The sequence below is a fragment of the Aedoeadaptatus urinae genome, assembly GCF_900155585.1.
Taxonomy (GTDB): domain Bacteria; phylum Bacillota; class Clostridia; order Tissierellales; family Peptoniphilaceae; genus Aedoeadaptatus; species Aedoeadaptatus urinae.
On the sequence record NZ_LT707417.1, the window covers coordinates 192,512 to 215,818 of the forward strand.

The 23,307-nt window shown below is 38.4% G+C and carries 25 protein-coding genes and 2 pseudogenes; 26 read left to right on the forward strand and 1 reads right to left on the reverse strand.

The window, feature by feature from the left end:
* Positions 1–152: 152 nt before the first annotated feature.
* Complete coding sequence (locus BQ7397_RS03255; protein ID WP_077074744.1) at positions 153–3,854, forward strand: leucine-rich repeat protein; 3,702 nt, start codon at positions 153–155, stop codon at positions 3,852–3,854.
* Between the two features lie 85 nt (positions 3,855–3,939).
* Here BQ7397_RS03255 and BQ7397_RS03260 read toward each other — a convergent pair whose 3' ends face one another.
* Entirely contained in the window at positions 3,940–5,340 is a 1,401-nt protein-coding gene (locus BQ7397_RS03260) for a protein adenylyltransferase SelO (protein ID WP_077074745.1), read from the reverse strand.
* An 81-nt stretch (positions 5,341–5,421) separates the two neighbouring features.
* Between BQ7397_RS03260 and rlmD the strand changes: the two genes are divergently transcribed.
* The 25 genes and pseudogenes from rlmD (at position 5,422) to BQ7397_RS03380 (ending at position 23,289) form a co-directional block, all read left to right on the forward strand.
* On the forward strand, positions 5,422–7,029 hold the full coding sequence (rlmD, locus tag BQ7397_RS03265) for a 23S rRNA (uracil(1939)-C(5))-methyltransferase RlmD (protein ID WP_077074746.1): 1,608 nt from the start codon (positions 5,422–5,424) through the stop codon (positions 7,027–7,029).
* A 16-nt stretch (positions 7,030–7,045) separates the two neighbouring features.
* Complete coding sequence (locus tag BQ7397_RS03270; protein ID WP_001267686.1) at positions 7,046–7,327, forward strand: CD1845 family protein; 282 nt, start codon at positions 7,046–7,048, stop codon at positions 7,325–7,327.
* An 83-nt stretch (positions 7,328–7,410) separates the two neighbouring features.
* Complete coding sequence (locus BQ7397_RS03275) at positions 7,411–8,190, forward strand: replication initiator protein A (RefSeq protein WP_010247004.1); 780 nt, start codon at positions 7,411–7,413, stop codon at positions 8,188–8,190.
* On the forward strand, positions 8,187–9,038 hold the full coding sequence (locus tag BQ7397_RS03280; RefSeq protein ID WP_000817919.1) for an ATP-binding protein: 852 nt from the start codon (positions 8,187–8,189) through the stop codon (positions 9,036–9,038). The genes BQ7397_RS03275 and BQ7397_RS03280 overlap by 4 nt, the downstream gene beginning before the upstream one ends.
* Positions 9,035–9,520 carry a PcfB family protein gene (locus BQ7397_RS03285; protein WP_000606570.1) on the forward strand — a complete coding sequence of 162 codons (486 nt, stop codon included), beginning with the start codon at positions 9,035–9,037 and terminating at the stop codon, positions 9,518–9,520. Before BQ7397_RS03280 ends, BQ7397_RS03285 begins: the two co-directional genes overlap by 4 nt.
* A complete protein-coding gene (locus BQ7397_RS03290) occupies positions 9,517–10,560 on the forward strand; it encodes a VirD4-like conjugal transfer protein, CD1115 family (RefSeq protein ID WP_000570499.1) in 1,044 nt (347 codons plus the stop codon). The genes BQ7397_RS03285 and BQ7397_RS03290 overlap by 4 nt, the downstream gene beginning before the upstream one ends.
* Positions 10,561–10,599: 39 nt before the next feature.
* The gene (locus BQ7397_RS03295) at positions 10,600–12,450 is read left to right on the forward strand and encodes a recombinase family protein (protein WP_004825289.1); all 1,851 of its coding nucleotides are present in this window, start codon (positions 10,600–10,602) and stop codon (positions 12,448–12,450) included.
* A 130-nt stretch (positions 12,451–12,580) separates the two neighbouring features.
* Complete coding sequence (locus BQ7397_RS03300; protein WP_004825167.1) at positions 12,581–12,856, forward strand: autorepressor SdpR family transcription factor; 276 nt, start codon at positions 12,581–12,583, stop codon at positions 12,854–12,856.
* Positions 12,846–13,445 carry an SdpI family protein gene (locus tag BQ7397_RS03305; protein WP_004825214.1) on the forward strand — a complete coding sequence of 200 codons (600 nt, stop codon included), beginning with the start codon at positions 12,846–12,848 and terminating at the stop codon, positions 13,443–13,445. The genes BQ7397_RS03300 and BQ7397_RS03305 overlap by 11 nt, the downstream gene beginning before the upstream one ends.
* Complete coding sequence (locus BQ7397_RS03310; RefSeq protein WP_004825228.1) at positions 13,426–13,734, forward strand: DUF1648 domain-containing protein; 309 nt, start codon at positions 13,426–13,428, stop codon at positions 13,732–13,734. Before BQ7397_RS03305 ends, BQ7397_RS03310 begins: the two co-directional genes overlap by 20 nt.
* 66 nt (positions 13,735–13,800) lie before the next feature.
* Positions 13,801–14,511: an ABC transporter ATP-binding protein gene (locus BQ7397_RS03315; protein ID WP_004825159.1), complete on the forward strand. Its 711-nt coding sequence runs from the start codon at positions 13,801–13,803 to the stop codon at positions 14,509–14,511.
* Positions 14,508–16,055 (forward strand): hypothetical protein, encoded by a 1,548-nt coding sequence (locus BQ7397_RS03320; protein WP_004825254.1) that lies wholly within the window; start codon positions 14,508–14,510, stop codon positions 16,053–16,055. Before BQ7397_RS03315 ends, BQ7397_RS03320 begins: the two co-directional genes overlap by 4 nt.
* An 80-nt stretch (positions 16,056–16,135) precedes the next feature.
* On the forward strand, positions 16,136–16,384 hold the full coding sequence (locus BQ7397_RS03325) for a hypothetical protein (RefSeq protein WP_438873585.1): 249 nt from the start codon (positions 16,136–16,138) through the stop codon (positions 16,382–16,384).
* A gap of 115 nt (positions 16,385–16,499) precedes the next feature.
* Positions 16,500–16,829, forward strand: coding sequence for a DUF3847 domain-containing protein (locus tag BQ7397_RS03330; protein ID WP_004825205.1), 330 nt, complete (start codon positions 16,500–16,502; stop codon positions 16,827–16,829).
* A 246-nt stretch (positions 16,830–17,075) separates the two neighbouring features.
* Entirely contained in the window at positions 17,076–18,728 is a 1,653-nt protein-coding gene (mobQ, locus tag BQ7397_RS03335; protein WP_077074747.1) for a MobQ family relaxase, read from the forward strand.
* 2 nt (positions 18,729–18,730) lie between these two features.
* Positions 18,731–19,483: pseudogene (locus BQ7397_RS03340) on the forward strand (phage replisome organizer N-terminal domain-containing protein).
* 173 nt (positions 19,484–19,656) lie between these two features.
* Entirely contained in the window at positions 19,657–19,980 is a 324-nt protein-coding gene (locus BQ7397_RS03345; RefSeq protein WP_001222546.1) for a hypothetical protein, read from the forward strand.
* Positions 19,981–20,001: 21 nt separating this feature from the next.
* A complete protein-coding gene (locus BQ7397_RS03350; RefSeq protein ID WP_000797006.1) occupies positions 20,002–21,009 on the forward strand; it encodes an ORF6N domain-containing protein in 1,008 nt (335 codons plus the stop codon).
* Between the two features lie 103 nt (positions 21,010–21,112).
* Positions 21,113–21,298 carry a transposon-encoded TnpW family protein gene (locus BQ7397_RS09295; protein ID WP_000545052.1) on the forward strand — a complete coding sequence of 62 codons (186 nt, stop codon included), beginning with the start codon at positions 21,113–21,115 and terminating at the stop codon, positions 21,296–21,298.
* 11 nt (positions 21,299–21,309) lie between these two features.
* Positions 21,310–22,122, forward strand: a pseudogene (locus BQ7397_RS03360) (VirD4-like conjugal transfer protein, CD1115 family); the annotation flags it as partial.
* A 53-nt stretch (positions 22,123–22,175) separates the two neighbouring features.
* Complete coding sequence (locus BQ7397_RS09435) at positions 22,176–22,307, forward strand: hypothetical protein (protein ID WP_019034762.1); 132 nt, start codon at positions 22,176–22,178, stop codon at positions 22,305–22,307.
* On the forward strand, positions 22,288–22,599 hold the full coding sequence (locus tag BQ7397_RS03365) for a hypothetical protein (protein WP_000807037.1): 312 nt from the start codon (positions 22,288–22,290) through the stop codon (positions 22,597–22,599). The genes BQ7397_RS09435 and BQ7397_RS03365 overlap by 20 nt, the downstream gene beginning before the upstream one ends.
* Before the next feature lie 3 nt (positions 22,600–22,602).
* Positions 22,603–22,761, forward strand: coding sequence for a Maff2 family mobile element protein (locus BQ7397_RS03370; RefSeq protein WP_004830098.1), 159 nt, complete (start codon positions 22,603–22,605; stop codon positions 22,759–22,761).
* A 117-nt stretch (positions 22,762–22,878) separates the two neighbouring features.
* Complete coding sequence (locus BQ7397_RS03375) at positions 22,879–23,106, forward strand: helix-turn-helix domain-containing protein (protein ID WP_072469057.1); 228 nt, start codon at positions 22,879–22,881, stop codon at positions 23,104–23,106.
* A gap of 27 nt (positions 23,107–23,133) precedes the next feature.
* Positions 23,134–23,289, forward strand: coding sequence for a TetR/AcrR family transcriptional regulator (locus BQ7397_RS03380; protein WP_234970565.1), 156 nt, complete (start codon positions 23,134–23,136; stop codon positions 23,287–23,289).
* The last annotated feature ends 18 nt before the right edge of the window (positions 23,290–23,307 follow it).

Here is a 23,307-nt window from a genome sequence, read left to right on the forward strand (position 1 = left end):
CGGCGAGGCGAAGCGCTGGGGGAGAGGGAAGTGTCATAGAAAAAGGAAATACAAAAGTACTTGTATAGGCATATCCACTAATTGTTGAAAGCCTTCTTATATATAGATATAAATAAGATAGATAGTTTTTTATTTAAGTGAAAGGAGAATCAATGATAAAACGAAAACCATTGATCTACTTGTTGTCACTACTTATGATTCTGACTTGCTTGCCTCTGAACTTGGTTCATGCCAATTCAAAATTGGATATTTTGCAAGAAAAGAAGATCGTCGTAGGTAGAGACGGCGGAGATCTGAAACTGGACGCCTATCTCACCCGGGCGGAAGCTATGAAACTTATCGTTCACGGTTCCGACCTGGAAGGAAAGATGAAAGAGATCAATTGGGCATCTCAAAGCTTTAAGGACGTTCCCAAGAGCCACTGGGCCCACGATTACATCGAATTTCTGAGAGCCGCCGGCGTGGCCAAGGGCATGCCCGACGGAAATTTCTATCCGGAAAAACCGGTCACCTATCAGGAAATGATCACCTTTATCGTGCGCCTGGACAAAGGGTTTAAAGAAGGCGCCCCCATCACGGGAAAAGACTGGGCCAAGCCCTATCTTCAATACGCCGCGGCAAAAGGCTTGCTGTCCGGCGTAGATATCAAAGACTTTAACGCCCCGGCCGTCCGTCGAGATATTTTCGACATCGTCTACAACGGCCTGCCCATGCTGGAAGAAAACAATCGCCTGCGGGATAAAGTTGCAGGCAAGGACAACAGCACCTGGCTTCCCCCCGACTCGGGTAATAGCGGCAAGTCGAATACCGGCAATTCCAACGGCGGAAGCACGCCCACGCCGGATCCGAAACCGAATCCGGACCCGAAGCCGAATCCGGACCCGAAGCCCGATCCGAATCCCGGCAAAAACGACACGCCTGAAATGAAAGATGCCCGCCGCATTCTGGGCGAATTCATCGCCAAGGCCAAGAGCCTTCTCGCAGGCCTGACCCCAAGCGACGAAACGGATCCCAAGAAGATCGAAGAAGGGGAAGTCGTAGCCAAACAAGCGGACATCGACGCATTAAAGGCACAAATCAAAGTCGCCGAAGCGGAATTTAACAATCCCAAGGCCACCCTGGCATCTTTGGAAAAGGAAAAAGCCGATATGGAACAAGCCACCATCGACTTTAAAACCGTGGAAGGCGAAAAACCCGCTACCGTCGACCCCTATGTGAAGGAAGATTTCATCATCGAAGGCAATGCCATTAAAGGCTTGACGGAACAAGGCAAGGCTAAGCTTGAAAAGAACAAAAACAACCTGGTCATTCCAGCCATTGCCGGCGTGGATGAAATCGCGGACAACGCCTTTGCCACGCAGCCGATCAAAGTATTGACCATCGACGGCTCCATGAAGACCGTCGGCGTCAACGCCTTCCTCAAATGCGGCATCGCCAAATTAAATTTGAAGGACGGCATCGAACACGTCAAGGCCCGCGCATTTTCCAAGAATAATATCAAAACTCTGTCCGTTCCCGGCACTCTGAATCATATTGAGCCCAACGGCTTTAGCGATAGCAATATCGTGAATTTAACCTTTGAAGAAGGCGTGACCTATATCGGCGATTCCGCCTTTTCATCTGACGCCCTTACCACGATTAAATTCCCCTCCACGTTGAAGGAAATCGACCTGGGCGCCTTTAAGTCGAATTTGGTTCAAACGGTTAATTTCCCCGACGGATTGGAAACCATTGCGCCGAAGATTTTCTGCCGCAACAAGATCACGGAAGTCACCGTGCCCAATTCCCTCAAGGTATTCTGCGGCAACTCCTTCCGCTTCAACCCGGGCTTTGAAGGCGACAATATCTTTAAAATTTATCTGAAGGATCCCGTGGCAATCACGTCCCTGGCCGGAAAGACCGTGGAAGAAAAATTAAGCGAAGTCGTTCAATTACGTCCCTATATCTTCAAGGGTCAAATCAAAGACGAAAAGACGGCCCTGGGCATCGACAGCTGGGAACTTCTGGGCAGAGAAGGCGATATTTCCACCTACAGCGCGAAATTCGAACAAATTTCCGACGAAAAGCTGAACAGCCTCTTAGGCCCCAACAAAACAGACGGGACCTCCAACGAAACCGTACAGGAAAATCTGAAGAAGATTCGCCTCATCGTCAAGGTAAAAATTGCCAAAGATACACTGGGCGTTTGGGACGAAGATGACTTTACCGTGGAAGGTAACAAAATTACCGGCTTCAGCGATAAAGGCAAGGAACGGGTCGCCACGGATAAGAACCTGATCATCCCCGCAATAAACGGCGTCGATACCATCTCCAAGAGTGCATTTAAAAACCCAACCAGGGCCCCGAAATATGATTTGGCATCGGTGGAAATTCCCAAAAATATCAAGACCATCGAAATGGGAGCTTTTGCAGGAAATCCCTTGGAAAAAGTGCGCTTCAACGAAGGCCTGGAAACCATCGACAAACAAGCCTTCCTGGCCCATCATATTAAAGAACTGCAATTCCCCGACTCCCTGAAGTCTATCGGCGATATGGCATTCAGGGGCCTTCCGAGTCAAAAGACACTTGAAAAAGTCACTCTGGGCAAAAACCTTGAATCCATCGGGCGCAATGCCTTTATGAATGGGAAGCTGACAGAGCTTACATGCAACGAAAATCTGAAGAAAATCGACGTCAATGCTTTTTCGGGCAATGATCTGACATCGGTAAAATTCAACAAAGCATTGGAAGAAGTGGCATGCTCCGCCTTTGGAAACAATCAATTGACCAAAGTGAATTTGCCCTTCGGCCTGAAGAAGATCTGTGAAAACGCCTTTAGCGGCAACACCGGCATCGAAGTCATTCTCGGCAACCGCCTGGGCGTCAAAGGCATGACACCGGATGAAGTTAAAGCATTGTTAAATGAAAAGATCACGACCCAAGTCGGCTACGGAAAAAACGGCGCCGGCTTGGCCAAGGCGGTTGATTGGGAAATCAACGGCGATACGGCGAAACCTGTGTTTGCCGAGGAAGTAAAAAGTCAACTTGCAGGGACCCCCTTTGTCGTGAAACTGGATGCCCTCATCGACAGCGGCACCGACCAAGACATCGACGACGACTACACCGGCGTGCCCTGGACACCGGAAGACTTCGTCGTTGAAGGCGGCACTCTCACCGGCATTTCCGATAGTGCGAAAGATAAACTTGCCACCAGCAACAGAGTGACCATTCCGGCCCATGATGCGGCAGGCAATCCCATTACAAAGATCGCACCGAGTCTATTCGGTAGAGATGCTTCCGACCCGGACGACAACAAGATTAAAGAGCTGGTCATCGAAGACGGCATTGAAGAAATCGGAGGAGGAGCCTTTAGAAACAACCTCATCGAAGAAGTGGTGATCCCCGACAGCGTGAAGACCATCGGTGGCGGTGCTTTTTCGAATTGCACACACTTAAAGAAAGTCACCTTATCCAATAGCCTCACCGAAATCGCGGGCTCCGTCTTTTACGGTTGCCCCATTCAGGAATTGACCATTCCCGAAGGCGTGACCACCATCGGAATGCGCTCCTTCCAAAATGCGGACATTAGAAATCTGACCATCCCCGCATCGGTCACCGACATCAAGTCGAATGCATTTAGCGGCAATAAAAATCTCCAAGACCTGGTGATCCCCGGCACGGTCAAGAAAATCGGCAACAGTGCCTTCAATGCTTGCGGCTTGATCAATCTGACTTTGGAAGAAGGCATCGAAACCATCGATAAAAAAGCTTTTGCTTACAATAATATTGTGAAAGTCACCATTCCCGCATCGGTTACAAAATTAGCTGACAACGCTTTTGAAAATAATATCGGCATCGAAATCACTAAAAAATAACGGACCCCTTATGGGAAAAGATGAAAGCCACCTCGCGGTGGCTTTTTTCTTTCTTCTATTCTCTTTTATCATCGGGATCGCACCATCACGTGCCGCAAAAGGTTTTGTAGCCGTCAATGGCGGGGGCGTCTCGCAGGGCCATTTGTTCCGGCGTGTGGGCATAGGGATCTTCCAACAGCTCCATAAAGTTCAGAAGAAAGCTCTTGTCCCCGAGCTCCGCCTCCTGTATGGCCCGCTCTACCAGATAATTGCGGGGGAATATGGCGGGATTGTTTGCGCGGCGAATGGCATCGCCCCCGTCGCCCGCGGCGGTAATAATTTTTGTGTAGAGGGCGGCAAAGTTATCGGACCAATCATCCCGCCTGTCGCCGTGGGTGAGGCGCAGGAAGGATTCGTTGTAATCGAGCTTCTCCTCTAAAAGCAGATTGAGCCATTGATTAATCAGCTCGCAGACGGCGTCAGTCGCATCCTTAAAGCCCAGGCGACGGGCCAAGAGGCGGAAGTAGGACGTGCGAAAGGCGTCGGCGTAGGCATTGAGGGCGGCGTTTATTTTTTCCTCCCGGGCCTTTTCATCGCCGAGGACGCTCCCCAGGGCCTCGCCCAATTTCGTGAGATTGTATGCGCCGATCTGCGCTTGATTTTCGAAGCGGTAGCGGCCCAATTGGTCGATGGAGCTGAACACGGTCTTGGGACTGAAAGTATCCAAAAAGGCACAGGGGCCGTAGTCGATGGTTTCGCCTGATATGGTCATATTGTCCGTGTTCATGACGCCGTGGACGAAGCCCAGGGCCATCCAGCGGGCGATAAGCTCCCCTTGCCGTGCCGCCACACGGGCGAGCCAGCGGGCTGCGCGGTCGTCGGCGCCGAGGAGATCCGGGTCGTGGCGCTTGATGGCGTAGTCCAGGAGGACATTGATGTCGCCGCCGGATTGCGCCACCCACTCGAAGGTGCCCACGCGCAAATGGCTCTTGGCTACGCGGGTTAGGACGGCGCCTTCTACCCTTTGGTTGCGAAAAACGGTCTGGCCAGTGGTCACCACGGCCAGGGCCCGGGTGGTGGGCACGCCTAAATGGTGCATGGCCTCGCTTAAAATATATTCGCGAAGCATGGGGCCCAGGGCCGCCCTGCCGTCGCCCATGCGGGAAAAGGGCGTCTGCCCCGCCCCCTTAAGCTGAATGTCCATGCGCTCCCCGGCGGGCGTGACCTGCTCGCCGAGAAGAATGGCCCGCCCGTCGCCTAAAATGGCCGGGTAGCCGAACTGATGGCCCATATAGGCCATGGCAATGGACGACGCGCCATCGGGAAGGGCGTTGCCGCTCAGCACCTCTAAACCCTCCTCCGAAAAAAGCGCATGGGGATTGAGCCCGAGCTCTTCGGCGAGGAGAGGGTTGGTTATAAAAAAAGAAGGCTGCGCCACCGGCGTGGGCTCCACCTTGCGGAAAAAAGCGCCGGGCAGCCTTTCGTAAGAATTGTCAAAATTAAACATAGTATCACCGATATCTATATACCCAAAGGCGGGAGGTTTACGGGGGTGTGGTATAATGCCTTAGACAGAAAAGGAGGCATTATGGCGAAGAAATATGTAGAAGGCGAGATTACCCGGCGGCATTTCCCCAACAAATCCGTGGTGGAAACGGAAGACGGCGTGCGGGTTGTGGTGAAAGGCGGCCTGCCCGGGCAAAAGGTGGGCGTACGCATTACCAGGAATCGCAAGGACAATAAAAAGGGAAAGATCGTGGAGCTTTTGGCCTCATCTCCCATGGAAGAGGCGCCCGATTGCCCACACGCGGCCATTTGCGGCGGCTGCACCTACCAGAGCCTGAGCTACGAAAAGGAATCGGCCCTGAAAAAAGCCATGATCGACGACCTCTACGGCCGGGACGTGCCCTACACCCCGGCGCCCAGGGCCTATCACTACCGCAACAAAATGGAATACACTTTTGGCGATGCGGAAAAGGGCGGCCCCCTCACTCTGGGCCTGCACCACAAAAAGGGCTTTTACGACATCGTCTCCACCACGGGTTGCCTCCTGGTGCCGGAAGACATGGAGGCCATTCGCGCCGCCGTGGAAGGCTATTTCCGCGAGCTGAACACGCCCTTTTATCACCGCATGAAGCACGAGGGCACCCTGCGCTTTCTCGTCGTGCGCTACGCCCGGGCCACGGACAGCTACTTGGTGAACCTGGTGACCTCGTCGGACGAGGTGGACGAGGCGGCCTTCGTGGAATTTTTGCGCGGCCTGAAGCTCAAGGGCAATATCGCGAGCATTTACCGCACCATCACCGACGACTGGGCCGACGCCATTAAGCCCGAGGAAGTGCGCCATCTCTTTGGCGACGAGGTCATCGGCGAAAATCTTTTGGACCTCCACTTCGACATCGGGCCCTTTTCCTTCTTTCAGCCCAATCCCGATACGGCCACGCTGATCTACGAAAAGGCCCGGGCGTTGGCGGCGGAAGAAAAAGGCGTCGTCTTCGATCTCTATTCCGGCACGGGCACCATCGGCCAGGTGCTGGCCAAGGCGGCGAAGAAAGTGGTGGGCATCGAAATCGTGGAATCCGCCGTGGAAGATGCCAATCGCTCCGCCGAGCGAAACGGTATCGACAACGCCCGCTTTATCGCCGGTGACGTGCTGGAGATGATCGACACCGTGGAGGAAACCTGCGACCTCCTCGTCGTGGATCCGCCCCGTGACGGCATCCACCCGAAAGCCATCGACAAGCTCGCTGCCCTCGGCGCGGGACGCATCCTCTACATCAGTTGCAACCCCGTGACCCAAGTAAGAGACATCGAGATACTGGAAGCGAAGGGCTATAAAGTGGAACACCTCGAAGCCGTGGACCAATTCCCGAGAACGGCACATGTGGAGACGGTAGCACTTTTGTCCAAACTTGATGTCGATAAGCATATAAATATTGAAATTGAGCTGGATGAGCTTGATTTGACAAGTGCTGAAAGTAAGGCAACATATGCTCAAATCAAAGAATATGTTTGGAATAAATTTGAATTAAAAGTTCCGACATTATATATTGCACAGATAAAAAGGAAATGTGGAATAGAATTACGAGAACATTACAACAAGTCTAAAAAGGAGAAACAAATTATTCCACAGTGTACACCTGAAAAAGAAGAAGCTATCATGGATGCCTTGAGACACTTCAAAATGATTGAATAGAAAGGGAAGATATTTTATGAGATGGACAATAAAAATAATCTTTTTCCCAATCAGCTTCCTGCTTAGTATTCTCACTGCATTTCTGACATTCTTACTCGGAATAGGAACGGCACTGCTATATTTGCTGATGATGTTTTGCATATTTGGAGCAATAGCATCTTTCTTACAAAAAGAAGTTACCATCGGAATCGAAGCATTGATTATCGGATTTTTAGTTAGTCCATACGGCGTACCGATGATTGGAGCAACCGTTATAGCATTCTTTCAGGGAATCAATGAAGAGATAAAATCAATTTAAAAAATTTCATCAAAATGGTAACCAAAGGCGATAGAAAAACTATCGTCTTTTTCTTTGCAAATTTTAAGAGAGGAGGTGAAGCGATGGACTTTGACTATTTCTATAACAGAGAAGCAGAGCGATTTAACTTTTTGAAAGTGCCTGAAATATTAGTAGATGGAGAAGAATTTAAGGGGTTATCGGCAGAAGCAATTATCCTATACTCTATGCTTCTAAAGCGTACAGGAATGTCCTTTAAAAATAAATGGATAGACAAGGAAGGCAGAGTATTTATCTATTTTACCGTCGAAGAAATTATGAGAAGAAGAAATATCTCAAAGCCAACAGCCATAAAAACATTGGATGAGTTAGACAGTAAAAAAGGAATCGGACTGATTGAAAGAGTAAGGCTTGGACTTGGAAAACCTAATATCATTTATGTAAAAGACTTTATGAGTGTATTTCAAGCAAAAGGAAATGACTTTCAGAAGTCAAAAAACTTTACTTCAGAAGTAAAAGATGTTGACCTCAGAAGTAAAGAAAATGAACTTCAGGAAGTTAAAAATGTTAACTCTAACTATATAGAGAATAATAAGAGTAAGTATAGTAAGAGAGAATATAGTTTTTGCGAAAACGGACTTGGAACATTTCAAAATGTATTTTTAACTGATGAAGATATTTCTGATTTACAAATCAAACTAAATGCACAGCTTGATAATTACATTGAACGCTTATCTGCATATATCAAGAGTACCGGAAAGATCTATAAAGACCATAAAGCGACGATCCTTTCTTGGTTTTATAAAGATCAGGGCAAAAGCAAGCAGCCGAAAACATCAAATGTCCCGACATGGGAAGAATATAACAAAGGAGAACATTTATGAAAAGAGAATTGGGAAAAATAATGATAGAGGATGTAGAATTTGCCTATGATTCTGAAAAAGAGTATATCAAAGATGGACACGCCTATTGTAAAGTCTGCCACGAAAGAAAAGACGGTGATGTAATGGAATTTTTCGGGAATAAAATGATATTAAGGGTAGCTTGTAAATGCGATAGAGAAATAGAGCAACAAAAGAAACGAAGAGAAAAACAGATGGAAATTGAAAGGTTAAAAAGAACCTGCTTCAATTCCATGAGGGAGTGGTCATATACCTTTGAAAATTATCAGGGAGAAGAAAATCAAAGCCTCATGATTGCAAAGAATTTTGTAGAAGATTATGAGAAAATGAAAAAAGAAAATATCGGACTTCTCTTTTATGGCTCTGTAGGAAGCGGAAAGACCTATCTTGCCTGCTCCATTGCAAATAGCCTTATTGAACAGTATCAAATAAGTGTTAAGATTAGAAATTTCGCACAGATTATCAATGAACTTCAAAAAAGCAGCTTTGACTTTGATAAAAACGCATATATTGAATCCCTTGTAAATACTTCCGTTCTTATTTTAGATGACTTGGGAATTGAAAGGGATACAAGCTATGCTAAAGAGCAGGTATATAACATTGTCAATAGCAGGTACTTAAAACAGAAACCAACAATTTTCACAACAAATCTTTCCTACGACACAATTCAAAACTGCAAGGACAGTGTTGAATATCAAAGAATCTATTCAAGAATTATTGAAATGTGTATTCCCGTTATGGTTGTAGGCGAGGATTTCAGAAAGTTTATTCAAAGAGATAAGCTAACTCGTAATAAAGATAGATTACTGAACGGAGGTGAAAGGACTTGATCAATGAAGAAATTGCAAGAAAAACGCTCAACATGGAAGTGAGAGCCGGCAAAGTAACAAGCAAGATACTTTTGGATTTGATAAGGAAGTTACTGAAAGAATCAGAAAAAATCGGTGGACTTGAAAAGCTCGTTGGGAGTAAAGGGAATGAAGTAAAACTAAAAGATATGGTTAAAAAGGGACAGCTTGAAGAGATACCAGTAGAAGAAACAGAATTGAAGGAACTGAAAAAAGAACTGAACAGATATGGAGTTAAGTTTTCGGTAATGAAAGATAAAGAATCAGGTAAATACTCAGTGTTCTTTCAAGCAAAAGATATGAAAGTGATGGACAAAGCATTTAAGCACGCCCTTTCAGAATCAGAAAAGAAAACGGAAAGGAAAGAATCTATTCATAAAAACATTGAGAAGTTTAAGGAGATGGCTAAAAATTCTGTTTCTAAAGATAAAATCAAGAACAAGCAAAAGGAGCAGAGCCTATGATAGAGAAAATACTAAAGGACATCAAAGGCTTGTTTAAGGTGCAGGATAAGGCAAAGTTTCTAAAGCAGAACATTCCCTACCTTGCATTTTTCTATGTTGGCAATATCTTCTCTCACCATGTACGAGCTTATACTGGTGGCGATGTAATAGACAAAATCTTTCAAGGGATATTAGAGCTTAACACCATGAGCTTTCTTCCAAGTATTCATCCTACGGATATTTTAATTGGTGCAGGAGTAGCAGCTTTAATTAAATTCATTGTCTACAGCAAAGGCAAAAATGCAAAAAAGTTCAGACAGGGAAAAGAGTATGGTTCAGCAAGATGGGGAACGAGAAAAGATATAGAACCGTATATGGATGAAAAGTTCCAGAACAATATCTTACTTACACAAACAGAACGATTAACTATGAACGGCAGACCAGCTAATCCAAAGTATGCAAGAAATAAAAATGTTTTGGTTATAGGTGGTTCAGGCTCCGGAAAGACAAGATTTTATGTAAAACCGAACTTAATGCAAATGCACAGTAGCTATTGTGTAACCGATCCTAAAGGAACAATAGTCCTTGAGTGTGGCAAGATGCTTGAAGATAATGGCTATGAGATTAAAATTCTAAATACCATAAACTTCAAAAAGTCTATGAAGTACAATCCATTCGCATATATTCGTTCTGAAAAAGATATTCTAAAGCTTGTTCAGACAATTATCGCAAACACGAAGGGCGAGGGAGAAAAAGCAGGTGAGGATTTTTGGGTGAAAGCTGAAAAACTCTACTATACAGCACTTATCGGATATATCTGGTATGAAGCTCCAAGAGAAGAAAAGAACTTTGCAACACTACTTGATATGATAGACGCTTCAGAGGTAAGAGAAGATGATGAAACCTACATGAATCCGATTGATAGACTCTTTGAAGCATTGGAAAAGAAAGAACCGACACACTTTGCGGTGAAGCAATATAAAAAGTACAAATTGGCTGCTGGAGTAATAGAATTAAGGAGAACACTTAATCACTATTTTAGTGAAATATGTACTTCTTAATTCTTTTTTTATTGAAAAATTAAGAGAAAGGGGGTAAAAATGAGGAATTTTGAAAAGATAACAGCACTCTATGAAAGATTAAGTCGTGATGATGAACTGCAAGGAGAGAGTAACTCTATCATCAATCAGAAAAAAATATTGGAAGAATACGCAAGCAAAAATAATTTGTCAAACATCATTCACTTTACAGATGATGGAATCAGCGGAACACAGTTTGACAGACCGGGATTTATGGCAATGATGAACGGAGTCAATCAAGGAAATATCGGTTGTATCATCGTAAAAGATATGAGCAGACTTGGCAGAGATTATCTCAAAGTCGGTCAATGTATGGAGATACTAAGACAAAAGGGCGTAAGACTAATCGCTATCAATGACAATGTAGATAGTTTTTACAGAGAAGATGATTTTACCCCTTTTAGAAATATTATGAACGAATGGTATGCAAGAGATACATCAAGAAAAATCCAATCGACTTTCAGATCAAAAGGCGAAAGTGGAAAACATACGGCAAGTACACCACCTTATGGCTATATCAAAGATGAAAAAGATAAAAACAAATGGATAGTAGATGAAAAAGCAGCAGAGATAGTAAGGCGAATATTCAATATGACCATGCAAGGCAATGGTCCGTATCGAATAGCAAAGATATTGGAGAGTGAAAAAGTAGATATACCCGCCTACCATCAACAAAAATTAGGCTATGGGCTATATCAAAGCAAAAACTTTGAACACCCATATCGTTGGTGTAGTTCCACAATAGCAAGTATTCTAAAGAAACAGGAATACTTAGGACATACAGTCAATTTCAAAACAAGAAAACACTTCAAGGATAAGAAAAGTAAATATGTATCCGAGGATAACTGGCTTATTTTTGAAAATACACACGAGCCAATCATAGACCAAGAAACCTTTGATAATGTGCAAAGGATAAGAGGAAATGTAAAAAGGTATCCTGACGGTTGGGGCGAATATCACCCACTCACAGGACTGATGTATTGTGCAGATTGTGGGAGCAAGATGTATGTTCATAGAACAAGCAACTACAAGAATGTCCCATACTATGTTTGCAGCAATTACAAGAAAGTACCTTGCGGCACACTTTGTCCATCAGCACACAGAATAAAAGCAGAAGCAGTTTTAAATCTTATTAGGGAAACACTGAAAGACATTAAAAAAAACCTTGATGAAGATAATGAAGACTTTATCCGTTCTATTCAAAATGAAATGGAAGAAAAAGAAAAAATAGAGATAGAAAAGAAAAAGATAAGATTAACGGAAAGCCAAAATAGACTTCAGGAACTTGAACGACTGATGTGCAGAATTTACGAAGATATGATCCTTAACAAAATACCAAATAGCAGATATGAAATACTAAATAACCAATATGAAACGGAACAGATAACTTTAAGCAAAGAGATTAAAGCTTTAGAGCTTGAAATATCAAGATATGAAAAAGAAACAGACAGAGCTAAGAAATTTATATCTCTTATCAGTCGTTATGAAAACTTTGATGAACTTACAACTACAATGATAAATGAGTTTGTAGAAAAAATTATCGTACATGAAAGAGATAGAAAAGGAAGTCAGACATCAAAGCAAAAGATAGAAATTTACTTTAATTTCATAGGCAATTATGAACTGCCACAGGCGGAGTTAAGTGAGGAAGAAAAACAAAAACTTGAGGAAGAAGAAAGAAAAATCAAGGAAAGAAAGGACAAGTTACATCAAAATTATCTTAAGAGAAAAGCAAGCGGAAAACAGAAAGAGTATGAAGATAAATATAAGGCAAGAAGAGAGCAGAAGAAACAGGAGAAATTAAAGATTCTAAAAAGAGTGGGTATACCAATTACTGAATATATGTGTACCCATAAAACAGATTGCAAATAATTTAATTGAAAAATAATTCGAATATTTTCGAAATAGAGTTGACATACATTCTGTAAAAAAGTATAATCTATTTAGAAATATATCGAAATAGAATTTTGAAGTTTAAAATAGATTAGACGAGGTAATTTTAGTGGGATTCCCGAATACATTTAAAGCATTAGCAGATCCTGTAAGGCGTGATATTTTACTTTCCTTGAAGCAAAAATCACTTACAGCAGGAGAAATTGCTGAAAAATATGATTTATCTAATTCAACCATTTCTTATCATTTATCCTTGCTAAAAAAAGCAGAATTAGTAACGGAGAGGAAGTATAAGAATTTTATATACTATGACATAAATATATCCGTATTTGAGGAAATGATAATTTGGTTATCACAGTTTCAAGGAGTGGAAAATGAAGAATAAAAAATGGTATGTGGTAATAATACTACTTAGTTTTTCAGCAAGTATATACCTATTAACTAACGGAAATGGAGAAATTAGTTTCTATAAGTTGTATATACTACCAATGATAATTTCGGTATTTAGCATAGGCTTAGATATAATTGGTGGGATGCTGGCGAAAAGAGATAGATTGCCACATAAATTAGTATTGCCTATTGCAATGAGTGTTCCTGTGTTATTTTCTATATCACAATATGGAAAGTATGTTTTTAATCAAGCGAATGAAAACTATACTCAGAAAATAATACATGTTTTAGTAGCTTTAACCATTATTGCAGTTGGGAATTATTTGCCAAAAACAAAACCAAGTAGATTTGTAGGACTGAAATTTTTCTGGTTATTAGATAGACCGGTACTATGGTTTAAAGTGCATAGGTTGGCGGGATATTTATGGATTATATCTGGCATTTTGATACTATCCGTTGGTCTTTCAAATAAATGGTTTTGGATGATTAGTTATGCAATGCTGCTATATGTCATTCCATTGATATATTCCATTGTGTTATTAAAAAAAGAAAAGGAGGAGAAAAATGAAATCATCAAAGATTAAGCACCTAATTATTAGTAGTATTTTATGCTTAGCTACAGTTGGCATTTTCTTGGTATTTGGTAAGAATTTACCAGATATAGTACCAGTACATTGGGATTCATCTGGAAATGTTAATGGTACTATCGCCAAAACCTACTTAACTTACGGAGCACCATTTGCATATTTGCTTATTAACTTTATTGCATTTGCAAAGTTTCAAGGAAGTGAAAAAGCAACATGGAAATACTATCTTGTACCATTAAGTGTAATAGCAATTAGTTTCTTGGTAATATTTTTAGCTTTGAGATAAGAACATAGTGCAGAGTAAAATAGCTCCAGACAGATTATTCTGCTGGGGCTATTTTTAGGAGGAATTATGCTGAAAATAAATAATTTTTCGAAAACCTATAGTAATGGTCATGTTGCAATTGCTAACTTAAATTTAACGGTAGAAGCAGGTGATATATATGCGTTTATTGGTTCTAATGGTTCAGGTAAGACATCAACTATAAAGGCTATCGTGGGAATACATGATTTTGATGGTGAAATCATTGTTAATGGTAAAAAAGTAAGCAGAAAAAATGAAACTTATAAAAAAGATATTGCTTATATACCGGATAATCCTGATGTATATGAAAATTTGACAGGCTTTCAATATGTCAATTTTGTATCTGATTTATACGAAGTCGCAAAAAATGTAAGAGAGGAAAAGTTAGATTATTTCTCAAACTTGTTTGAAATGAAATCCTTTCTAAACAATACAATTTCATCCTATTCACATGGTATGAAACAAAAAATTGTGATTATCTCAGCATTGATTCATTCCCCTAAGTTATTAGTAATGGATGAGCCTTTCGTGGGATTAGATCCCAAATCATCATATTTGCTAAAAGAAGAAATGAGAAAGTTAGCGAGAAATGGTGGAGCAATTTTCTTTTCAACACATGTTTTAGAAGTTGCAGAAAAGCTTTGTAATAAAATTGCCATGATAGATAATGGACATTTGATTTTTGAGGGTAAAACAACAGAAATATTAAAAACCTCTGATGGATTAGAGCAATATTTTATGGAGATGATTAAAAAATGAAGAATACTGTCATACTTGTAAAAAATCAAGTGATCAATCTCCTTAATATCGGTAATGGAGAGAAAAACAAAAAAGAAACATTGATATATACTTCATTGAGTCTATTTTCTGTATTTATGTTGGTTTGCTTGTACAATTTCTTTTCAATAAAATCAATTATAGAAATTGGGTTATATAAGTATGCTGTATCGTATGGAGTTTCCATATCGTTTTTCTTTGTGGTTTTAGCAACGATTTTTAGAAGTAATTCTATTTTCTTTTATAACAAAGATTTTGAAATGCTTAGTTCTTTTCCGGTAAAAAAATCTGAAATCATTGCAAGTAAGTTTTTTCTATTATATTTAATAGACTTAATTATATGTGAAAGCGTACTGCTGCCAGATGTAATTTTATTATTATTAAAACAATACATTTCAATTGAACTATTTTTGATTTTTTTAGTAGCAAGCATAATTATCCCTATTATTCCTATGTGTGTGGCTTCCGGCTTGGCGATTTTAATTGAGATGTTAGGTAGTTTATGTAAAAGAAAAAATATTGTGAACATCACATTATCATTTTTGCTTTTCATGGGATATTTTATAGTTATATTAATAAATCGTGAGGCGAAATATTCAGCGTTAGAAAAAATTATTGAGAATAAACTTATAAAAATATTTCCTTTTGCAAAGCTATTTTATATCGGAGAAAGTTTACAAATTAGACTTGTTATTTTCTTGTTTATTTCAGTTGCGATATTTAGCTTGTATTTCACTTTCTCAATGAAAAATTACGATAAAATACATCTATTTCTAAATAGAAGTTTTCAAGGGAAAAGAGATGCTAACTTAACTATTAAGATAAAGACACCATTTAGAGCATTGTTTGAGAAAGAATTGAGACGATATTTAGGCTCAAGCAGTTATGTAATAAATACTTCTTTGGGCATTATGATTTTGTGTTTTGTATCATGTGGATGTATTATATTTGGAATCTCTAATATAGAAAATCTGTTAGGAATAAGCTCATTGGAACCAATACTTACTCAATATGGTTCATTGTTTATTGCTTCATTTTTAATAATGTCCTGCACTACATCATCGTCCATATCATTGGAAGGCAATAATCTATGGATATTACAATCATCACCAGTGTCTACAAGGAAAATCATAAATAGTAAAATAGCGGTTAATGTTTTAATACACTTTGTTGGATATGTACTTGCAGTAATGATGATTCTTTTGAAAACTAAATTGAATTTGCTTCAAATGAGTTTTGTATTGATTGTTCCGATATGTTATTCATTATTTATTTCTGTTGTAGGTCTTTATCTAAACATGCGATACATGAAACTTAAATGGAATGATGAGATAAGTGTAGTTAAGCATAGTACAGCAGCCATACTAACCAATCTTATTGCAATCTTGATGATTGCAGTTCCTGTTATAATGATGATTTTCTTGCATTTGTCATATCAAGTAACAATGCTTATAATATGCACCTTAATGCTTATTGTTTGTCAAAAATTATATAGAGTTAGTCTATCTATAAATTTTTGCAAGTAATGTGAAGAAAATACTAATGAACTAATAATAAAATTAAATATAGAGATAAATGAATGAAAATTTATGAGAGGATGAGATTTTTGAAAAATTTAACTTTTAATAGGCAAATAACAATTGGAATTATTTGTATGTTTTTAGGGTTTATTATAAGCAGTGTTACAGATGTTAAATGGTTTTCTAATATTGGAGCATGTCTTTTTGGATTGTTTTTTGTTTTAAATCCAGTAGAACCTGAAAACTATAAAGGATATTCTAATTTAAAAATTTGGATTAGAATGACCGGGATATTAATAATGGTGTTAGGTGCTATTACTCATTTTAATTGGTAGTTAACTATCAGTTTGTTTAACTAATAATTAAATAATGGCTAACGAGAAAAGCAGTAGATCAAAAAGGTTTACTGTTTTTTCTTTGCTCAAAATTAGAAAGAGAGGAAAATAGAAAATGAAAAAAGAAAAAACATTACAAGAAGTACAAATAGAAATTGCAGAGCTTGAGGAAGAAAAAGAAAGCTATGAAATTCAGTTACGACAACTAAAGAATAGAGAAAAAATGTTAGTCAAGTTAGCAAATCAAAAAGAGAGAACAAGAAGAAATCATAGGCTTATTCAAAGAGGCTTGATAGTAGAAAAGGTAATTAAAAATCCTCTTATGTTTACCAATGAGGATATAGAAAAGCTGTTAAATATTTCTACTCACACAGAAGAATACAGACAAGCCTATGAAGAAATGATAAATGGGAAAGATATGGAAGATGAAACAGACATCGAGTAGACAGAATAAAAGACCTTAGTTTTTTCAGAAGCTCCCTGCAAGGGCAAAAAGCTCCGCAGGACGCAAAGCACCCTTTAGGGTGTATAATTGCGCCCTTAGTAAACTAAGGGATTTTAGCAAGTCTTTAAACACACAAAACTTAATAAAAATATACGGATAAAGCAGATAGGAAAAGATAGAAAAAATAACCTGTCTGCTTTTTTCTTTATATGAAAAATAAACAAAAAATGAAAGGAGCTTATACCGATGGCAGAAACATTTCACTTTAATATTTCCATGATAAGCAGAGGAAAAAGTAAATCGGCAGTTGCAAGTGCAGCATATATCTCTTGCGAGAAAATCAAAAATGAATGGGATGGAGAAGTTCATGACTATCATAATAAAAAAGGACTTTTACATTCAGAAATCTTCTTGCCAGAGAATGTCCCCATAGCATTAAAAGATAGAACTACTTTATGGAATAGCGTTGAACTAAATGAGAAAGCAAGCAATGCACAGCTTGCAAGAAACTTCATTATCGCCTTACCGAAAGAATTATCTTTTGAAGAAAACAAGAAACTCATTATCGACTTCATACAAGAAAATTTTGTATCAAAAGGAATGATAGCAGACCTTGCAATCCATGATGAAAGTGATGAAGAAAATAACAATATCCATGCTCATATTATGACTACCCTTAGACCAATCAATGAAAAAGGAGAGTGGCAGGCAAAAAGCAAAAAAGAATATGTTCTTGATGAAAACGGAGAAAAGATAAAACTAAAAAGCGGAAACTACAAAACAAGAAAAGTAGAGCTGACAGACTGGAACGATAAAGGCAACGCAGAGAAATGGAGAAAGAATTTTGCAAGACTTTGTAATCAGTATTTAGAAGAAAATCATCAAGAAAAGAGAGTGGATCATCGTTCCTACAAAAGACAAGGAATAGAAGAAATCCCAACCATTCACATGGGAGCAAGTGCCAGTGCCTTAGAGAAAAAAGGAATCGAAACCGACAAAGGAAACATCAACAGAGAAATAAAAAAACATAACTCTTTAGTAAAAGCTATCAAGAACAAGATAAAAGAAATCACTTCTTGGATAGACTCTTTACTTGGAAATCTGCAAGCAAAATACGATGAGTATAAACAGACCAAGAAAGATGAACTGGAGAACAAAGCAGAACTCTTTAACCTCTATGAATATATTTCTATCTACAACGAAATACAGGGAGAAAAAACAAAAAATCTATCCTACTATGGACAGATAAAAAAGGGAAATGCAGACCTAAAGAGATTTGTAAAAGCAATCTACTATTTGAAAGATAATCATCTTCAAACCATAGCAGACCTACAAGAAAAAGTCTTTGAACTGGCAAAGCAAAGTAAAAAAATAAGTGGTGATATTCAAGATAAAACACAAAGAATAAAAGACCTAAATCAATGTGTAAGTTGCATAGACTCTATCAAAGAAAATAAAGAAGTCTATCAGGAATACAAAAGCAAAACCATATTCAAAGACAGCTTTTACAATTCTCATAAAAAGGAAATAGATAAGTACCAAAGAGCAAGAAAGATTATAGAAAAGTTTACCGGGACATCAGCTATAAAATTAAATGATTGGCAAAAAGAAATATCAAGCCTTGAAAAAGAGATACAAGACTTAACCAAAGATAAAGCTAAAGTACAAGATGAATTTAAGCAGATAGACCACATCAAATATGCAGTAAAGATTGTTAATGACGAGTATGGAATAGACCTATCCATAGAAATAGATAAGGCAATTAAGAGAGGAGATAAACCAAGTGTAATTGCACAACTGAAAAAATTCCAAGAGCAAGAGGAAAGAAAGGAGCAGTACAAACAAAAAGCAAAAGAAAAGGCTAAAGAAAATTATAAAAATAAAGGGGAGGAAAGATAAAAATGGCAGACAACAGAAGATACTATTGGTTAAAATTGAAAGAAGATTTTTTTACAGATAAGAGAATCAAAAGGCTAAGAAAAATATCAGGAGGAGATACCTATACAATCATTTACCTCAAATTGCTTTTACTTAGCTTAAAAGATAGTGGGAAGCTGTATTATGACGGAGTAGAAACAGACTTTATCAAGGAGCTTGCATTAACGATTGATGAAACGGAAGATGATGTAATGGTTACAGTAAATTATCTTGTAGCACAAGGATTGATGGAGATAATCACAGAAAATGACGAGTATTTTTTAACAGAAATCCCAAGTCTTATAGGTTCAGAAACAGCTTCTACAAGGCGTTCAAGAAAATCGAGAGGACAAAAAGCGTTGCAATGCAACACCAGTGCAACACCTTGCAACCTTTTGCAACAAAACTGCAACGGAGATATAGAGATAGATAAAGAGATAGATATAGAGTTAGAGAAAGAGGGGGAGATAGAAAAAATATCCCCCTCCCTTTAAGGAGAATATAAAAATGTTTCCTTAACTGATGAAGAATATGGAAAATTAAAGGATAAAATGCAAGGTCATAGGGATAAAATGATAGAGAAGCTGTCAACCTATATGCAAAGCACAGGAAGAAACTATAAAGATCATTATGCGACCTTAGTTCATTGGTACGAACAAGACAAAGGGAAATTAAAGGAGAGCAGTAAATCAAAAGTATATACCTTTGAAGATTATGACAAGGGGGAACACTTGTAGACCTCGTATAAGACGGTGGAAAGGTGTTTTTAGAGCGTTAATGATAAAACAGGTATCAGACTATTGCTAAGTGTAAAATGGAGCTTAAAATTGCAGTATGGAAAAAATATCGTATTTATGATAAAATGATAATGATATGGTAATAAACTCAGTTATAAGGAGAGGATATATAAATGCGAATTCAATTTACTGTAACCGATGAAGAACTTGAAATTTTAACTAAAAAAGCAATAGAGGGAGGTTTCCCAAGCGTTACTGAATATTGTAAGTGTAGCAGTTTACAAGAAAATACAAGCTATGTTGACCTATATACTACCTTATTAAACAAAATTAGCTCTTTACCGAAAGGCAAAGAATTTGTTTTGAGAGAGTTAATCGCAACACCGCCGGCATTGATTGGCAGATGGTTTTATGAAAATGTAAATAAGGGACTTGTAAAAAATGTAGAACACATCGGAAAAGCTGAAGGCGGAGTAGAAAAATATAAAAGAATTTAGATAATGTTGGAGGTGCATTTCATGGCAGAAGAAAATAAAGAGATAGTTATTGTAGATGATAAAACTATACAAGAAAAAATATATCTTATTCGTGGGCAAAAAGTAATGCTTGATGCAGATTTAGCTGAAATATATGGTTATGAAACAAAAAACTTTAATAGACAGGTGAAAAACAACGCAGAAAAATTTGAAGGTGAAGACTTCATGTTCCAATTAACGGACGAAGAAATGGTAGAACTTTCAAGGTGCAAAAATTTCACCTTGAACAGAGGGACTGGTAGAGGAAGTAATATTAAATACAATCCTTATGCATTTACAGAACAAGGAATCTATATGCTCATGACTGTACTAAGAGGTGAACTTGCTGTTAGGCAAAGTAGAGCTTTAGTTAGAACATTTAAGCAAATGAAAGATTTTATCATAGAAAACCAAGATTTTATCGGTTCAAAAGAATTAGTTCAAATAGCAGTACAGACAAATCAAAATACAAAGGATATAGCTGAAATAAAGTCGCAAATGGCTACAAAAGAAGATTTGAAAAAGGTTATGGATAATTTTATAGATCCGGACACATACAAGCATTTCCTTTTAATGAACGGAGATAAGATTGAAGCAGATGTTGCCTATACCAAAATATATAAGTCTGCAAAGAAAAGTATTTATGTGATAGACAACTATATAGGCTTGAAAACCTTAGAATTATTAAGAGCTGCAAAAGACAATGTTGAAATTATAGTCTTTAGCGACAATATGAAAAACAAGGATATGCTGACAAAAAATATCCTAAACGATTTTAGAAAAGATTACCCTAATATCAATCTTAAGATGAAAATTGCAGGGAAAAAGTATCACGATAGATATATTGCCATCGACTATGGAGCAGACAGTGAAGCCTTTTATCTTTGCGGAGCGTCATCAAAGGACGCAGGAAATAAAATATCAACGATTTCAAAGATAGAGGAATCCTCTAAGGATATGTATCATACAATGTTTGGCGGAATGCTGAGCAATAAGGATTTGAAAATTTAATATGTAAATGCTCAAGCGTTATTCAATGTATAAGACTTGCAAAAGGCGGTAGAAATAAAACTCTATCGTCTTTTTTAATTGCAACTAATAGGAGGAAAATAATATGCACGAAAACAGAAATGAACAAAATATTGGAACAAAGACCATAAAGAAGATTGGAAAGGCAACTTATGAGGTTGTTGTCCATTTTAATGAAAATGCAACGGAAACCATGCAAGATAAATTGAAAAGGATAATGCTTAGGGAAATGGAGCAAAAAAAAGACAAAAAAACCCATAAAAATGATTAGAAAGTCATTGACAAGTTGTTACAGGAAAAACTGCCAAGTCAATTCTAATATCTTGTGGAGCAAGACTTGCACCTTTTGACATAAGAGAGCTAAGAGAACTAATGAGTGAAGATGAACTTGAGCTTGATACACTGGGAGATAGAAAGACAGCACTCTTTGTTATCATCTCCGATACAGATGATACTTTTAACTTTGTGGTATCTATTATGTATTCTCAGCTATTTAACTTGTTATGTGATAAGGCAGATGATGTGTATGGAGGAAGATTACCTGTTCATGTAAGATGCCTACTTGACGAGTTTGCAAACATCGGCTTAATTCCAAAGTTTGAAAAACTGATAGCGACAATCCGTTCCAGAGAAATATCAGCGAGTATAATTCTTCAAGCACAATCTCAGCTAAAGGCAATCTATAAAGATAATGCTGACACAATCGTGGGCAACTGTGATAGCACTTTATTTCTTGGTGGAAAGGAGAAAACAACACTTAAAGAGCTTTCTGAAACGCTTGGTAAAGAAACCATTGACCTTTACAACACATCGGAAACAAGGAGTAATCAAAAGAGTTTTGGACTTAATTATCAAAAGACAGGTAAGGAGCTTATGAGCCAAGATGAAATTACGGTCATGGACGGCGGTAAATGTATTTTTCAGCTTCGTGGTGTCAGACCTTTTCTATCAGATAAATTCGATATTACAAAACACAAGAACTATAAGCTGCTTGAGGACTATGACAAGAAAAATTTGTTTGACATAGAAAGCTATATGAAGCGAAAAGGAAAAGCAAAGCTGAATAGGGAAACAGTTATTACAAGAGTGCAGTAAGTCTAAAGAACATAGATTTGCTGCTTTTTTATTACTCAAAGCCAGGAGGTAAGATGATAAGAATACGAAGTCCCACTAAGAAAAAAGTAAATAGGATGAGCATTAGCGATTGGAAAAGAAAAAACTCCAATCGCTTTTTTATTGAAAGAAAAGGAGAAATTTTTAATGAAGCAAGAAATGATTAACATCAATGCCAATTTATTGGCAGAGCCCACTTTCTCAAATTTTGACAAAGAGGGAGAAACTGTTGAGGTTGCAAACTTCACGCTTGTAAAAAAGTACGGGAAAGGCAAGGAGTATATCAACTGTGCCGCCTATGGAGAAAAATCGGAGAAAGCAAAGGACTTTGAAAAAGGCGATTTGATTCATATCTTTGGTTACTTTAAGAAGCGTGAAAAAGAGGGAAAGACTTACAAAAACTTTGTAGTGAAGTCATATAACAAGATTGAAAAGAAAGAAGAAAGCGAGGAGGAATAAATTATGGAATTTTTTACACAGGCAGTTAATGTATTAAAGATTTTGGTAATGGCAGTAGGTGCAGGACTTGGAGCATGGGGTGTTATCAACCTGATGGAAGGTTATGGGAATGACAATCCGGGTGCAAAATCTCAAGGTATTAAGCAATTTATGGCAAAATAAGGACGGGATAACACAACAAATTCTCTAAAACAAAACACTAAACCAATGTAAGATTGAATGAAATCAATATTTATGCTATAATTAAATAAATCTAATGAACAGAAAAAGAGGGATATTATGGCACTTAACTATAAACCATTATGGATACAGTTAGCAAAAAAAGGACTAAAGAAAACAGATGTAATAGCTATGGCAGGACTTACAACAAATGTTATGGCACAAATGGGCAAGGATAAACCAATTACATTTAAAAATTTAGAAAGAATATGTAAGGCTCTATCTTGCACCCCTAATGATATTATTAGTTTTGAAGACAATTTTAGTGAAGAGGAAATGACCAGTTAGGTCATCGGTTTATAAAGAAAGGTGGTTTTGATCATTTATTCAAAATTTAATAACTTAAAACCAGAAAAACAAAAGCAAATTATTAACGCAGCTATAAAAGAATTTGTTCGAAATGGTTTTGAAAAAGCATCTACTAACGAAATTGTAAAAAGAGCTAATATTTCAAATAGAGTGACCCCATAAAGTTGGACTTAATCGAGT

Excerpts from the sequence above, each read along its gene's own strand:
- BQ7397_RS03255 (WP_077074744.1), top strand. The coding sequence starts at position 153 with ATGATAAAACGAAAACCATTGATCTACTTGTTGTCACTACTTATGATT.
- BQ7397_RS03260 (WP_077074745.1), bottom strand. The coding sequence starts at position 5,340 with ATGTTTAATTTTGACAATTCTTACGAAAGGCTGCCCGGCGCTTTTTTC.
- rlmD (WP_077074746.1), top strand. The coding sequence starts at position 5,422 with ATGGCGAAGAAATATGTAGAAGGCGAGATTACCCGGCGGCATTTCCCC.
- BQ7397_RS03270 (WP_001267686.1), top strand. The coding sequence starts at position 7,046 with ATGAGATGGACAATAAAAATAATCTTTTTCCCAATCAGCTTCCTGCTT.
- BQ7397_RS03275 (WP_010247004.1), top strand. The coding sequence starts at position 7,411 with ATGGACTTTGACTATTTCTATAACAGAGAAGCAGAGCGATTTAACTTT.
- BQ7397_RS03280 (WP_000817919.1), top strand. The coding sequence starts at position 8,187 with ATGAAAAGAGAATTGGGAAAAATAATGATAGAGGATGTAGAATTTGCC.
- BQ7397_RS03290 (WP_000570499.1), top strand. The coding sequence starts at position 9,517 with ATGATAGAGAAAATACTAAAGGACATCAAAGGCTTGTTTAAGGTGCAG.
- BQ7397_RS03295 (WP_004825289.1), top strand. The coding sequence starts at position 10,600 with ATGAGGAATTTTGAAAAGATAACAGCACTCTATGAAAGATTAAGTCGT.
- BQ7397_RS03305 (WP_004825214.1), top strand. The coding sequence starts at position 12,846 with ATGAAGAATAAAAAATGGTATGTGGTAATAATACTACTTAGTTTTTCA.
- BQ7397_RS03310 (WP_004825228.1), top strand. The coding sequence starts at position 13,426 with ATGAAATCATCAAAGATTAAGCACCTAATTATTAGTAGTATTTTATGC.
- BQ7397_RS03315 (WP_004825159.1), top strand. The coding sequence starts at position 13,801 with ATGCTGAAAATAAATAATTTTTCGAAAACCTATAGTAATGGTCATGTT.
- BQ7397_RS03320 (WP_004825254.1), top strand. The coding sequence starts at position 14,508 with ATGAAGAATACTGTCATACTTGTAAAAAATCAAGTGATCAATCTCCTT.
- BQ7397_RS03330 (WP_004825205.1), top strand. The coding sequence starts at position 16,500 with ATGAAAAAAGAAAAAACATTACAAGAAGTACAAATAGAAATTGCAGAG.
- mobQ (WP_077074747.1), top strand. The coding sequence starts at position 17,076 with ATGGCAGAAACATTTCACTTTAATATTTCCATGATAAGCAGAGGAAAA.
- BQ7397_RS03345 (WP_001222546.1), top strand. The coding sequence starts at position 19,657 with ATGCGAATTCAATTTACTGTAACCGATGAAGAACTTGAAATTTTAACT.
- BQ7397_RS03350 (WP_000797006.1), top strand. The coding sequence starts at position 20,002 with ATGGCAGAAGAAAATAAAGAGATAGTTATTGTAGATGATAAAACTATA.
- BQ7397_RS09295 (WP_000545052.1), top strand. The coding sequence starts at position 21,113 with ATGCACGAAAACAGAAATGAACAAAATATTGGAACAAAGACCATAAAG.
- BQ7397_RS09435 (WP_019034762.1), top strand. The coding sequence starts at position 22,176 with ATGATAAGAATACGAAGTCCCACTAAGAAAAAAGTAAATAGGATGAGC.
- BQ7397_RS03365 (WP_000807037.1), top strand. The coding sequence starts at position 22,288 with ATGAAGCAAGAAATGATTAACATCAATGCCAATTTATTGGCAGAGCCC.
- BQ7397_RS03370 (WP_004830098.1), top strand. The coding sequence starts at position 22,603 with ATGGAATTTTTTACACAGGCAGTTAATGTATTAAAGATTTTGGTAATG.
- BQ7397_RS03375 (WP_072469057.1), top strand. The coding sequence starts at position 22,879 with ATGGCACTTAACTATAAACCATTATGGATACAGTTAGCAAAAAAAGGA.